Source organism: Streptomyces sp. NPDC007907, from assembly GCF_042959365.1.
GTDB lineage: Bacteria > Actinomycetota > Actinomycetes > Streptomycetales > Streptomycetaceae > Streptomyces > Streptomyces indiaensis.
This window is the reverse complement of the sequence record NZ_JBIBKR010000011.1, coordinates 76579-88904: the sequence shown is the minus strand read 5'-3', so window position 1 is coordinate 88904 and position 12326 is coordinate 76579. Positions and strand designations below refer to the sequence as shown.

Annotated in this window: 11 protein-coding genes and 1 pseudogene; 4 read left to right on the top strand and 8 right to left on the bottom strand. The window is 64.3% G+C overall.

Annotated elements, in window-relative coordinates; translation table 11 throughout:
• Positions 1 to 136: 136 nt before the first annotated feature.
• Entirely contained in the window at positions 137 to 757 is a 621-nt protein-coding gene (locus ACFZDI_RS35370) for a TetR/AcrR family transcriptional regulator C-terminal ligand-binding domain-containing protein (RefSeq protein ID WP_391256558.1), read from the bottom strand.
• 187 nt (positions 758 to 944) lie between these two features.
• Here ACFZDI_RS35370 and ACFZDI_RS35365 point away from each other — a divergent pair, with 187 nt between their 5' ends.
• A complete protein-coding gene (locus ACFZDI_RS35365) occupies positions 945 to 2492 on the top strand; it encodes an MFS transporter (RefSeq protein WP_234846338.1) in 1548 nt (515 codons plus the stop codon).
• Positions 2493 to 2844: 352 nt separating this feature from the next.
• On the opposite strand, the gene ACFZDI_RS35360 is transcribed toward ACFZDI_RS35365, so the two are convergent.
• The 3 genes from ACFZDI_RS35360 to ACFZDI_RS35350 form a co-directional block, all read right to left on the bottom strand.
• Positions 2845 to 3750: an ADP-ribosylglycohydrolase family protein gene (locus tag ACFZDI_RS35360; RefSeq protein WP_234846339.1), complete on the bottom strand. Its 906-nt coding sequence runs from the start codon at positions 3748 to 3750 to the stop codon at positions 2845 to 2847.
• A 12-nt stretch (positions 3751 to 3762) separates the two neighbouring features.
• Entirely contained in the window at positions 3763 to 4422 is a 660-nt protein-coding gene (locus ACFZDI_RS35355) for a histidine phosphatase family protein (protein WP_234846340.1), read from the bottom strand.
• A gap of 206 nt (positions 4423 to 4628) precedes the next feature.
• On the bottom strand, positions 4629 to 5234 hold the full coding sequence (locus ACFZDI_RS35350) for a YdbC family protein (RefSeq protein WP_344368434.1): 606 nt from the start codon (positions 5232 to 5234) through the stop codon (positions 4629 to 4631).
• Positions 5235 to 5389: 155 nt separating this feature from the next.
• Between ACFZDI_RS35350 and ACFZDI_RS35345 the strand changes: the two genes are divergently transcribed.
• The gene (locus ACFZDI_RS35345) at positions 5390 to 5923 is read left to right on the top strand and encodes a TerD family protein (protein ID WP_391256552.1); all 534 of its coding nucleotides are present in this window, start codon (positions 5390 to 5392) and stop codon (positions 5921 to 5923) included.
• A gap of 114 nt (positions 5924 to 6037) precedes the next feature.
• On the opposite strand, the gene ACFZDI_RS35340 is transcribed toward ACFZDI_RS35345, so the two are convergent.
• Positions 6038 to 7156, bottom strand: a complete 1119-nt coding sequence (locus ACFZDI_RS35340; RefSeq protein ID WP_391256550.1) for a hypothetical protein — start codon at positions 7154 to 7156, stop codon at positions 6038 to 6040.
• Between the two features lie 473 nt (positions 7157 to 7629).
• Here ACFZDI_RS35340 and ACFZDI_RS35335 point away from each other — a divergent pair, with 473 nt between their 5' ends.
• Positions 7630 to 8175, top strand: a complete 546-nt coding sequence (locus tag ACFZDI_RS35335) for a restriction endonuclease (protein WP_391256683.1) — start codon at positions 7630 to 7632, stop codon at positions 8173 to 8175.
• Here the strand turns inward: ACFZDI_RS35335 and ACFZDI_RS35330 are convergent.
• A pseudogene (locus ACFZDI_RS35330) lies at positions 8166 to 8422 on the bottom strand (ISL3 family transposase); the annotation flags it as partial. The gene ACFZDI_RS35335 and the pseudogene ACFZDI_RS35330 sit on opposite strands and share 10 nt — an antisense overlap.
• A gap of 701 nt (positions 8423 to 9123) precedes the next feature.
• Here ACFZDI_RS35330 and ACFZDI_RS35325 point away from each other — a divergent pair.
• Positions 9124 to 9480, top strand: coding sequence for a hypothetical protein (locus ACFZDI_RS35325; RefSeq protein WP_391256547.1), 357 nt, complete (start codon positions 9124 to 9126; stop codon positions 9478 to 9480).
• Positions 9481 to 10880: 1400 nt separating this feature from the next.
• On the opposite strand, the gene ACFZDI_RS35320 is transcribed toward ACFZDI_RS35325, so the two are convergent.
• Positions 10881 to 11204, bottom strand: coding sequence for a helix-turn-helix domain-containing protein (locus ACFZDI_RS35320; protein WP_391256545.1), 324 nt, complete (start codon positions 11202 to 11204; stop codon positions 10881 to 10883).
• On the bottom strand, positions 11201 to 12325 hold the full coding sequence (locus tag ACFZDI_RS35315; RefSeq protein WP_391256542.1) for a tyrosine-type recombinase/integrase: 1125 nt from the start codon (positions 12323 to 12325) through the stop codon (positions 11201 to 11203). The genes ACFZDI_RS35320 and ACFZDI_RS35315 overlap by 4 nt, the downstream gene beginning before the upstream one ends.
• Between the last annotated feature and the right edge of the window lies 1 nt (position 12326).

Here is a 12326-nt window from a genome sequence, read left to right as displayed (position 1 = left end):
GGCGCACCTAGATTACGCCGCCCCGAAGCCTCCGCGACACCCCGGTCCACCGCGGCGGGCACGCCGCCCTCGCGTGCGCTCGTCCAGGGGTCGCGTTGACCGTTCGGCGGAAGCCTCGGCCCCCACGTCCGCGGCGTCAGGAACCGTGCGGCCGCAGCAGCGGAACCATCAACTGGTCGATCATCTCCTCGACTTCACGGTCCTTCCATTCACAGCCGCACATCTTGGAGCGGTACATCATCATGGCGGGCATGGCGTCGTAGACATAGCCGTTCGCGGCTTCCGGGCGCACCTCACCTCGCTTGACACCTCGGTCGACGACCTCCCGCAACATCTTCATCGTGGGTTCCACAACCCCCGCGAAGATCACGGCATGGAAGCGTTCGGCCTGCGCGGTGTCGCACTCGTGAATCACCGAGCGAAGCGCGGAACCCGGGCGGGAGAACATCGCGTCGCGGGCTCGGAGGCAGAGCGCCAAGAGGTCGTCGCGCACGCTCCCTTCGTCCGGGGCCGCGTCGAATTCCGGCAGTCCGGCACGCAAGGCGTCAGCGACGAGATCTTCCTTGGACGGCCAGCGCCGGTAGACCGCGGCCTTGCCGGTCTGGGCGCCGGCGGCGACACCCTCCATCGTCAGACCGCTCCAGCCGACGGTGCTGAGCTGGTCGAGAGCGGCATCGAGGATCGCGCGTTCGAGCACCGCGCCTCGGCGACGGGCGGCCGTCCGAGCGGGGGCATCCGCCCAGCTGGGGGTAACCATCTGACTCTCTCCAACGAGCAGAGGAAGCGGGCATTTCGGGGATGAGGGACGCGCCGGACGGCCACACAGGGGGACGTACCGAACGACGACGTCGTAAGTGAACGCTTGCGTTCACTGTCGGGGACTCACTACCGTTGACGCGGCAGTGAACGCCAGCGTTCACTAACGCACTCGTGGGGGACACATAGTGACAACCTCTCCATTGCTCCAAGATCGCAAGCCAGGCGCGGCACGCCGGGAGGGACGCCCCGGCATCGCGCTCACCGTCATCGCGGCCTGCCAACTCATGGTGGTACTCGACGCGACGATTGTGAACATCGCACTCCCGCACATTCAAGAAGCGCTCGAGTTCAGCACCACCGACCTCACCTGGGTCGTCAGCTCCTACACGCTCACCTTCGGCGGCCTGCTGCTGCTCGGCGGCCGTGCCGGGGACATCCTCGGACGGCGCCGGGTCTTCATGACCGGCATCCTGTTGTTCACCTTCGCCTCGCTGCTCGGCGGGCTGGCCCAGGAGCCCTGGCAGTTGCTGGCCGCCCGGGTCCTGCAGGGTGTGGGAGGCGCGATCGCCTCGCCCACCTCGCTGGCGCTCATCACCACCACGTTCCCCGAGGGGCCGGAGCGCAACCGGGCCTTCGGGGTGTTCGCCGCGGTCTCCGCGGGCGGCGGCGCCATCGGTCTGCTCGCGGGCGGCATGCTCACCGAATGGCTCGACTGGCGCTGGGTGCTGTTCGTGAACGTGCCGATCGGCGTGCTGATAGCCGTGCTCACCCCGCTGTACATCAGCGAGTCCGAGCGGCACACCGGTCGTTTCGACATCGCGGGTGCGGTGACCTCGACCGCAGGCATGGCCTCGCTCGTGTACGGCTTCATCCGCGCCGCGGACGAGGGGTGGCGGGACAACCTCACCATCGGGTCTTTCGCTGCCGCCGTGGTCCTGCTGCTGGCTTTCGCGATCATCGAGTCGCGGGCCAAGGAGCCGATCACTCCGCTGCGGATGTTCGCCGACCGCAACCGCTCTGGCACGTACGTGATCATGCTGAGCCTGGCCGCCGCGATGTTCGGCATGTTCTTCTACATCGTGCTGTTCGTGCAGAACGTGCTCGGGTACAGCCCCATCGAGGCAGGGCTCGCCTTTCTGCCCGTGACGTTCGTGATCGCACTCGGCGCGGGTCTGTCGCAGCGGTTCCTGCCGGTGCTGGGCCCCAAGCCGTTCATGCTCGTGGGCTCCGCGCTCGCCATGACCGGACTGGCCTGGCAGGCGCTCATCAGCTCCGACAGCTCGTACGTCGGCGGGATCCTCGGCCCGATGCTGGTTTTCGGCTTCGGCATGGGACTGAACTTCGTGACGCTGACCCTGACCGCCGTCTCCGGTGTCGCCCCGCACGAGGCGGGCGCGGCGTCCGGGCTGCTCAACACGACGCAGCAGGTGGGCGGATCGCTCGGTCTCTCCATCCTGACGACGGTCTTCGGCACGGCGACCAAGAACGAGGCGGAGAAGCAGCTTCCGAAGTTCATGGCCGAGGGATCCGCGCAGCAGAAGGCCGAATTCGCCAGGACGCAGCAATTGCCCGCACCGTGGGGACACGAAGTGCTGGCCCAGGGAATCTCGACGGCGTTCATCCCGGCCGCCTCGATGGCTCTCCTCGCGCTGGCGACGGCCTGGCTGGTGATCCGGGTCCGCAAGAGCGATCTGGAGGCGCTGTCCGGCTCGGCCGGACCAGGGCTCGGCTGACTTCGGGGCGCAACAAACCGTCTTCGACGGCACGTCGGCGGGCACGGCAGCGGCCCGCCGACGGCCGTCACGCCGGTCCACGACCGGTTGCGGACGGCCGGGTCGCATGCGGAGAACGAAGGGTGAGGTGCACAGCGGCCGCGCATGTCCCGCAGGAGACACGACAGCGCCCCACCAACGGACGAGAACCGCGAACAACATCTCCATGCCACCCCCCTCCTTCCACGCTCACACGGATGTCCGGCGCATGCGCACCTCGACGGTGCGCACAGCGGATATCAGGACAACGGGCAACCGGTTACGGAGAGTTCCCGAGGCGTACGGAGAGTTTCGAGGGGCGGTGGTCCAGGCGTCAGGCAGACGTGGGCACCCAGGCGGGAAGGGGCTCCGTCCGCGCGACCCAGTCGGCGGGCGGTGCTCCTGCCTTCCCCGAGGCGATCACGCCGCCGACGATGGCGCACGTGGTGTCGACGTCCCCGCCCACCTGGGCGGTCGTCCAGAATGCCTGCTCGTAGTCGCCGAGGCTTCTGGCGGCCGACCAGAGGGCGAAGGGCACGGTGTCGTGTGCGGTCGTACGCCGCCCGCACCCCAGCACCGCCGCGACCGTGCCCGGGTCGCCGTAGTCGAGCATGTCCCGGGCTCGGCGAAGCCCCGCGCCCACGGCACTCTTCGGCACCAGGTCGATGACCCCGTCGAGGAGTGCTTCGGCACTGGGCGGTCCGTCGGGAGCTCCGGCGAACGCGGCCGCCGCGGCGACGGCCATGGCCCCGACGACCGCTTCGCGGTGCTGATGGGTGGTGTAGGCCGAGATCTCCGCCTGGTGCGTCGCCTGCTCCGGATCGCCGGCGTACCAGGCGCCCAGGGGAGCGATCCGCATCGCCGCGCCGTTGCCCCACGACCCCTGCCCCTTGAAGAGCGCGGCGGCGAGCTCCCGCCAGTCGCCACCCTCCCGGACAAGACGCAAGAGGCGATTGACGGCGGGGCCGTACCCCCGGTCGAAGTCGTGGTGCTCGGCGAAGGAGAGGGCCAGGGCGTCCTGGTCGATGCGGTGGTGGGCGGCCAGGACGGCGACGACCGAGCCGGCCATCTCCGTGTCGTCCGTCCACTGCCAGAGCCCGGACGGCACCTCGCGGCGCTTCAGCAACGGATAGTTCACCGGCACGAAGTACTGGGAGCCCAGGGCGTCCCCGACGGACAGTCCGCGCAGACAGGCCAGGGCGCGGTGCAGGCGCGCGTCGGGGGAGGAATCAGCGGTCATCGCCCTGCCACTCTATCCGGTGATCTCGTACGGCTCGGGATCTCGCCAGCGGTCGAAGGGCCGGTCGAGCGTGTACTTGCCGTCGTCCCCCAGAACGAGCATCCGCACCTCGCCGTTCCCCGGGTTCGACAGCGACTCGAACTCCGCGACCGTCCAGTGGAACCACCGCATGCAGAACAGCCGCATGGCCAGGCCGTGGGTGACGATCAGGACGTTCGGCGGGTGGTCCGGGTCCTCGAAGCTGCGGAAGAGGCTCTCCAGGAAACCGCCGACCCGGTCGTAGACGTCGGCGCCGGACTCGCCCTGGGCGAAGCGGTAGAAGAAATGGCCGTACGCGTCCCGATAGGCCTTCTGGAGGCGGACCTCGTCCCGGTCCTGCCAGTTGCCCCAGTCCTGCTCGCGCAGCCTGGGCTCCTCGCGCACCCGTATGCGACCGGCGTCCAGGTGGAACGCGCGCAGGGTCTCGTGCGTCCGGCGGTACGGAGAGACGTAGACGCTGACGCGCTCGTCGCCGAACAGCTCGCGCAGCTGCTCGCCCGTCGCCTCCGCCTGCCGGCGGCCTCGCGGGGTCAGTGCCAGTGCGTGGTCGGGTTCGCGCTCGTAGACGGAGTCATCAACATTGCCCGTTGACTCGCCGTGCCGGACAAGGACGATGCGCCGTGGTCGTGCCATGCCACGACCCTAGATCGGGTGAGGGCCGGGGGAGCACTCCCACCGCCCCCATAGAGCGTAGGTCACACCAATCCTGCACCACAGATCACTCTGATCGTACGTTTGTCCGACCACGACAGCTCCGGCCGGTCGAACCGGAGCGACTCCGTCCGGCTTTCGCGGTTCTCCCCGGGCGGAAGTCCTGGCCCGGCATCACACCATGCGGATCACACCGTCCAGCTCGACTCCATGTCCACGACGTCGCCGGTGAGCGCCGCCACGTCCGCCTCCGTCTGGGCTCTCAGGGCGAGCCGCTCCACGCGCTCCGTGCGGTACTTGCCGTGCTCGGCGGCCGAGCGCCACATCGACAGCACGAGGAACTCGTTCCCGGGGGCCTCGCCGAACAGCCCGCGGATCATGCCGGGCGAACCGGCCATCGCCGGGTTCCAGACCTTCTCCTGCATCAGCACGAAGTGCTCGGCCCGCTCCTCGTGGATACGGCAGAGCGCGACTCTGAGCAGGTCGGCGTCCGTGAATCGGGGTTCGAAGCCGGTCTTCACGTCGAAGCGGTAGTCGAACAGCCTGACCTGGGCGTCCTTGAACGTGCCCGACTGGGCCGATGCGAGCCGGTCATGGGACCGCGCCATGAAGGAGTCGTAGAAGGCGCGGCTCTCCCAGAACGCGAAAATGTGCGCCACGTCCGGTCGCCCCCGGCTCCAGCCACCCCCCTGCCCGCGAAACCCCGGCTCCCCCAGAAGCCCCGCCCACTTCCGCTGCCCCCGCTCGAAACCGCGGCGGTCCACCACGGTGCAGCGAATCCACTTGACCAGCACCGCGCCATGGTAAGGCCACCGGGCGTGGCGTCGGTCACTCTCGACCGGACCGCTCCTCCCCGCACGCACCCGCGCCCGTGGCAGGATGGACAAACAGTCATGCCCGCCCGGCAGTTGGGGCCGGCGAACCGGTCGGTACGGGGAAGGGGATTCTGGTGGACGGGCTCAACAAGGGGCTGCGCAAGATCGAGGTCGCGGTGCGGTGGGATCCGAGCCCAGCGGGGCAGCCGTCCACGGACCTGGACCTGATCGCCGCGACCTACCTGGCGGACGATCCACACGGCGATCCCGCGTACCTGGTGCACTTCGACAGCCGCTCCCCGGACGGCACCATCACCCTCAACAGGGACAGCAAGGACGGCCAGGGCTTCGGCTACGACGAAGTCATGACACTGGAACTCGACCGGCTCGACGAGCGCTACGCGCGTGTGGTCGTCGGTGTCGTCATCCAGCAGCACCCGGCGGAGCGCACCTTCGTCAGTGTGCGCAATCCCGGACTGCGTATCCGCGAGGGGTACACCGTCCTGGCGGAGGACGACTTCGGCGGGGTCCTCGGGGCGACGGCGACGACGGTGGCGGAGTTCGCCCGGGAGGGCTCCGGGCCATGGGCCTTCCGCGCCGGGCTCCGTGGTTTCGAGGGCGACCCGGTGGACTTCACCAGGATGATGGGGGCGGCAGGCCGTTCCTGACCTGCCGCGGAACAGGCCCGTACGACGAGAGGGGCACCGCCTGCAGGCGGTGCCCCTCCGTCATCGGCTCAGACGCTCGGCGTACTGGCGGAGAGCACTTATTCCTGATGTGCGCTATTCATCGGCATCCGGCTCTCGATCGGGGAACGCACGCAGCCTCAACTGGGGCGCCCGGTGGTCGGCGAGCCATCGCATCCGGTTGTCATCCGTCGCGAGCCCAGCGCGTGCGGCCTGGGTCCACTCCTCTCGGTCGAGCACCTCAAGGTAGGTCGCCCGGAGCGCTTCCTGCTGCGCCGCAGTGCATCCCGCAGCCTCGGGAGGCTCTGTAGTCAGGTGCTGGGCGAGCACCGCGATCGTGAAATAGCGCTCCCTCGTCGGGCCGAGCAGACCCACATGGCGAGCATGAGCTTCCAGGACCGCTCCCGAATGGGGGTAGTGAGCGAGGGTGAGTCCCATCCCCCCACAGTCACTCATCTGATGGAGTAGGCGACCGACGTGGTCGACCATCTCGCTGTCAGTGTTGAGGTCTGCCAGTGCCTCATCGAGTTTGGCGACTGTGGCGACGTTGCCGGCGAAGTACGCATTAAGGAAATCGCCGTCACAGGCTCTACGAAGCAGCCAAGGTCGGGCAGTCGGGTCGTCGAGTCTGCAAAGCGCTTCAACGACATAGACGCGTCCCCAGCCGGTGACACGCTCGGCCAGCCAAAGCAAGGCTTCCACTCCCCCTGCCTGCCGCTCGAATGCGTGCGCCGCGAGTGGCCCGAAGCGGTTGGAAAGCAGCCCGATCGTTTGAATCAGTGGGATGTCCTCGGCTGCGCCCACGGCAGCCAGCAGGGCAAGTCCAACGGTGACCGCGCATCGATCGGTCCCGTATCGGACCAACCAGCGGCCCGTTTGGCGAACGCGTTCTCTGCCCGCCCGCTCAGCCGCGGCGGCGATGTGCTCGTTCTGGTGAATCGGGACGTAGACGTCGTGGAAGGCATCGGCCAATTCGCTGGGCAGGGCAGAAGCCCTGGCAAAATGCGCGTCCAGGACAAGGGCAACGTCCTTGCCGGCCGAGTGCCGGTCCTCAGGTGCCTTCGGGCCTCGCCGACGACGGTGCAACTCGTGGTCGGGATATGGTTCCCCGTCGCGCGGAAGCGGCTCCCCTGGAGCCAACTGATGTAGCTGGAGTGCGTGATCGAACAGCGATGTCGGTGACCCGGGCAGTCGTGTCCCGGTCGTCTCGCTCATCGGCGGACGGAGGACTCGATTCTCTTGATCATGGCTCGGAGCATGCCACGACAGCAATCGACGCGACAAGCCCTCGACTCGGCGGCGGGTTGCATCAAACGCAACAGCCAGGCGTCACGCGTGTCAGGGCGGTGGAGCCGCGAGATCGACTCCACCGCCCTGACCAGCTACTTCACGCCCCCAAGGCGCTCGGTGTACTGGTGGAGAGCACCTATTCCTGACGTGCGCTATTCCCCTCGTCTCGGCCTGTCGTGCCGTAGGGCCACGAGTTGACTTCCGATGCCACAGCGCAGAGACGACTGGTTTGATACAGCGTGTAGGGCTCCCTGCCGAGGATGGTCGACTCACACGACTGGCAACGATCGAGGTGAAGGCCAGGGAGTGAGCGGCCGACTGCCCGTCGACTTGATGGAGGGTCAGACTCTCCAAGGGAGAGTGTCAGTCCCTGCACCTACTCTTGCCACGTGGGAAACATGATGAGCATCCGGATGCCGTTCTGGTCCACCGAGGCCGACGACTGGCGGTCGTTCGAGCGACTGGTCGCGCAACAGGTCCGCGAACTCGACGCCAACGCAACCGTGCACCACGACGCTAAGCTGACCGGCATCCACAGCAAGGCCGAACGCCAGATCGACGTACTCGCATCGGTGCCAGCCATCGGTGGAACCCTGCGCATCGCCTTTGAGTGCAAGCTCCACAAGCGCGCTGTAGGTATCACCACTGCCGAGGAGTTCATCGGCAAGCTCCTCGACCTACGCGTCGACCGTGGCATCCTCTGTGTGTTTGGAGGGGTAACACCCGCCGCCCTACGGCGCCTTGGCTCGGTCGCACACCCCAGCATCGACCTATACATGTGGCATCGAGATGAACCATCCGAAATGGACCGAACATTGCACTTTCAGGGATGGTTGGACGGCTACCTGACCGACATGGAAATGCAGGATTTCGAGCAGCGTGAAGCGCAGGCAAAGAGAGCCAAGCGCTGGGCTTACAGGAGTTTTCAGGCTCTTCACAGTTGAAAGTACGACTGCGGTCTGAACCCGCCAGCTTCGAGCACACCTGGCGATGTAACTTGTGAGGGTGCGGAACACGAGGGCGGAGCCGCGCAGGTGCTCAAGTCGACCGTTGGCCGCCCTCGTTCGGTCCGGGCTGGCCGAAGTAGGCCAAGTCCTCGGCGGTGGGCGTGACCAACGTCCGGCTCAGTGTTATGACCTCGGTCAATGCGCCGGGCACACCGTCACTGACAGCGTCGATCAACTTCTGCACCATCTCGCTGCTGCGGGGCCAGGTTGCGATAGGCGGCAACCATGTTGCATCAGACCCAACCGCCAGTCGCAAAGAAGCCCGGGGGCAGTGTTTCCGAAGTCCAGTTCACTTCACTGACCAACTGTTCCACACGTTGATGACGTCCGAACAGTGATGCAGAGCACCTACTGTTGCCCACGGGTATTGCTCTCCGCATCCGCAACACGAGCCGCCAGGTACCCTCCCCAGTCACGCTTTGCGAAGCGAACCCACCGAACTGCCGTGTTGATATGCATGCCGAAGAGTTCGGCAATCACAGGTGCCGGCAGGTCAGTCGCAAGAGACATTCGAGCAGCGTTACGAGCGCCCGGGGGCGTGATTCCGAATCTCCTCAACCTCTGAGCAAGGGTTCCAGCGGCAAGATGCATCCCAGCTCTTCTTCCCGGGAACAACCAATGTGACGCCCCCGCTGCCGCCCCAATAACCGACAAGCTCCGGGGAGAGTCAGCGAGCTCCATAGCAAGGCAGGCAAGCTGTGGAGGTAGGAGCAGTGGCTTCCTACCGAGAGAAACGTAACTCTCTCCCTCCTCCTGAATTAGGTCACCGACAGTCAAGCAAACAATCCGAGCGAGAGTGGCTCCGAAGGCAAGAACCAGCGCTCCTGCCACACGAACGTCCAATGGAATTCCACTGTCACTTACGCATCGGCGAATCTGCTGGATGTGATCGTACTCATCAAGGACGACTTCAGGATTCCCCTGCGGGCGACATGGCACGAATACCGGATCGATCAAATGTCGACTCACAGCCCAACCAATAAAATATCGAACCTGATATCGCGTAGTCGAACCCTCCGCGAGCCAGCGGTCAACGTCTCCCTGAGTGATCTCCTCAAAGAGAATATCTCGCCGATCCAGCCAATCCAAAAATTGAAAGGCAATGCTAATCCGTCGCCGAGTCGATTGAGCCGCACCATAACTGAGTTGATGACGCTGAACCTTACGTCGAGCTCGGAGGATGATATGCCATTGGATGAACGGGCGTACCAAGCGCACGTGATGAGCAGGCTTGTCCACTAGAAGGTTCTTTGACCAAGCCTCAAGGCGTCCGAAGTGTTCCACCCGCTCAGGCAGTACGCGAGTATGGACTAGTGCACTTCGAGCATAATCCGCGGCAGGCCCCAGGGGCATCTCATCCAAGAGTTCATGGCTTACTTTCCTATCCTCGCGGGCCACTTGGGCTAGTAACTGCGCAGCACGCCCCTTGGCTAGCCATTGAAGTGTGCGGTAGGGACGCGGAACGCTTCCTAGCACCTCGATCAGCGGATGAATTTCCGGCTTGATCAAGCCGTCTTGATCGGAGAATAGGTCACGCAGCCTCACTTTAAGGACGCAACGATCACAATTCCCGTCCTCATACGGGAATCCCGCTTCTCCGCAGGTGCGGCAAAGATAGTCCACCCAACTGCCGCCACAGGGGCCGCACACACGCCTCCCAAATGAATTAGTGGCAATTAACGCTCGCCGCTTGCCGCATCCTTCGCAATCCCCCGGTTCAGACAGAGTGCGGTTATAGCATGTATCACAGACTGGTCCGCCAGGCCATCTCGCGTGGATCTGACGGTCTCGACCGCACCACGAGCAGATTCGAGTGGGTCGCCTATAGCACCGCTCACAGGTGTATTCGCCTGTGACACGGCTGCGCCGGCACTGCCGAAGCAACCCACAAGTAGCACAAGTATTTTCCGGTCCGTAATAGCAATGGGCGCATAGATCGCCCCTGCCCGAAGATCCTTTGATTTTCGTAGGGCGATTCTTGCCACACTGGCCACACGCTCTCTGCGGGGCCCGGTAACAACGCTTGCATACTGCCTGCCCCTCAACACGCGAGTGAGCTGGCGCCCGGTCACCGCATACGCTGCACAGGTGGACCGGCTTGGGAGCACAGTTGGAGCAAAGTACCGCGCCATCAGGGGATCGGTACCTAGGAGCGCGGAGGCGGCTACACGAGGAGCATTCGACTGTAACTTTCGGGTCGTTGCTGTAGCAGCGATAGCAGACCGGCTCCCCTTCCCAGCGAGCGGCGATGCGTTCCAGACGACCACATCGTGCGCAGAGAAGCCGCTTTAAGCGATTGTTGCAAGGAGTACAGACACGACCTGCCGTCCCTTTTCTTGAAAGATCTACACCCACCGCACCACACTGAGAACAACCAGGCCTCACGACTCCTTCAATCCCAGCGTTGACGAGAACCTCAACCAGCCTGATCAGAACTAAGGGACAGTCTGATGCCCCGGAGCCGAGCGCATCTGGTACTTCGAGGAAGTGCTCATCAAGCTGTCGCAGCGAGATGCCCTGATCCGCTTTAGCCTTCCGAAGAATCTCCGCCGCCCCCGCTTCATTGAGGCTAGGCAGCGTTGACGAAATATGCTGTAGCACTCGCTGCCAACGCTTCTCGGACAGCTGACGATCGCGGCTGCTCATCGTTGGCCAGGGCGACGGATAGTGGTACGCCGCAACAGCGGAACCGGATTGGCGGCAGCCCCAGAAGCCTTTCGTACCTCCGAATGAACAACCTCAACGCCAATGAGGTCGTTGGGAGTACAACCAAGGATGTCACAGAGAGCAGCCAACGTATCCATAGACAACCGCTGGGGTGGTTGAGTCACTAGGCGAAATACCTGCTCGCGAGAAAGGTGGATTCCCCTCTCCGCAAGCAAGGGAACCAAGTCCGTGGTTTGAAACATCTCGCGAGCTGCCATAAGTTGGCGCAGGTTCCATCGGATCCCCATCTTCTTGATCACGACGAGGTCCCCCACAGGTCGGAGTACCTGGCTTTCAGAGATCTCTGAACTAGCCGATTCCGATATTCGTCAGATACGCCTGAGTAGATGGCTGTAGTGGAAGCATATTCATGACCCACCTGATCCTGCACGAATCGCTCCGGGTAATCAAATTCGATGAGATGCGTGACATAGCTATGCCGAAGGCAGTGGAGATTTAGCTCTGTAGGCAGCCCTGCCATGGTTCGAGCCGTTTCGAATGCCTCGTCCAGTCGGCGCATAGAGATACGGCTTAGACGCTCGGTAATCCACAGGGCGGGGTGCTTACCTGGCGACGCAAGCGGCCGAATCTCTTCAATGTAGTGATCCAGCAATTCAACCACCCAGTCGAACTCGGGAACCGTGAACACGGTTCGCCGCTTCGGCGGACCGCCCTTGGAGGATTTACCGTAGCGAATAAAAATCGCCCCGAAACGCCCATACGATGGAGCCTTGGGATTCCTCCTCAGATCATGTAGATCTAGGCGCACAGCCTCCTGCCGGCGCAGCCCGTATGCGTATACTGTTTTGAGTAATACGGCATCCCTCATGGCTGCCAAAGCGCCCTTGCGGCGACGGGCTCTGATGTCCTCGACCCGTCCATCCGCTGCGTCGAATAGGGCTTGCACCTCGTCATAAGTGAGGGGGCGCCGTTCCGAGTCACCTTCATATTCACTAGAGTGGCCGATGGTGTTCCACTCGTGCAAAATCTGCACTGGCGCTTGACCAAAGGAATCAAAGCACTTTACCGGCCAGCCATAACGAGCGTCCGTGACGTAACCGCAGAACATTCGCAGCGCGTTCTGATAGCTCCGCCCAGTTGCCGCCGCGAAGGTTGGTCGCCTATCCCGAAGGGAATTCATGAATGCGTCAACTTCGGCAGGCTGCCATTGCCATGGGTACTCATTGGTGAAATCGGCAAATCGCCTGATAAGGGCGAGGCGCGGTTTGATCGTTCCATCCCAGTCCAAAAACCTGGCCTGCTGCTGTCGGGCCCACCCCTCCAGCATCGCCTCGAAGACGGCTGTCTCGGGGTCCAGATGCACGACCCCGTCAGCAAGCATCAGGTGCGCAGCACCTGGCAGGCCCACCCCACTGCTCATG

What these genes read in the sequence shown, in the direction of transcription:
- ACFZDI_RS35370 (WP_391256558.1), bottom strand. Translation starts at nt 757, where the DNA reads ATGGTTACCCCCAGCTGGGCGGATGCCCCCGCTCGGACGGCCGCCCGT.
- ACFZDI_RS35360 (WP_234846339.1), bottom strand. Translation starts at nt 3,750, where the DNA reads ATGACCGCTGATTCCTCCCCCGACGCGCGCCTGCACCGCGCCCTGGCC.
- ACFZDI_RS35355 (WP_234846340.1), bottom strand. Translation starts at nt 4,422, where the DNA reads ATGGCACGACCACGGCGCATCGTCCTTGTCCGGCACGGCGAGTCAACG.
- ACFZDI_RS35340 (WP_391256550.1), bottom strand. Translation starts at nt 7,156, where the DNA reads ATGAGCGAGACGACCGGGACACGACTGCCCGGGTCACCGACATCGCTG.
- ACFZDI_RS35335 (WP_391256683.1), top strand. Translation starts at nt 7,630, where the DNA reads ATGATGAGCATCCGGATGCCGTTCTGGTCCACCGAGGCCGACGACTGG.
- ACFZDI_RS35315 (WP_391256542.1), bottom strand. Translation starts at nt 12,325, where the DNA reads ATGAGCAGTGGGGTGGGCCTGCCAGGTGCTGCGCACCTGATGCTTGCT.